This window comes from Pseudomonas paracarnis, from assembly GCF_904063055.1.
Taxonomy (GTDB): domain Bacteria; phylum Pseudomonadota; class Gammaproteobacteria; order Pseudomonadales; family Pseudomonadaceae; genus Aquipseudomonas; species Aquipseudomonas paracarnis.
Genome location: NZ_CAJFCN010000125.1, coordinates 1 through 252, shown reverse-complemented (window position 1 = coordinate 252; position 252 = coordinate 1). Strand labels below are relative to the sequence as shown.

1 pseudogene is annotated in these 252 nt (G+C 54.8%); it reads left to right on the top strand.

What is annotated here, in order from left to right:
• Positions 1 to 126: 126 nt before the first annotated feature.
• Positions 127 to 252: pseudogene (locus JMV15_RS28210) on the top strand (ISL3 family transposase); the annotation flags it as partial.

The window sequence follows — 252 nt, the reverse complement described above, 5'->3', positions numbered from 1 at the left end:
CATCATTTCCATACTGATCACCCTGTGTTCTCCTGCTCAAAAATTGAGCAGAAGCAGTTGAACACCTGGGTCAGTTTTCAGTCGGCAGAACAGCCTCTACTGGGTCAGTTTTCGGTCAGCGGCAACAGCCAGCTCACCGGCCTGCATTGGCACACCCTCAAAACGCTCGATAAACGACGCCTTCAAGCCGAGGTAGGCAACTTCGATTCAACCGGTGTCCGCCGCCTGGTGATGGACGAGTTCGCCCTGCAC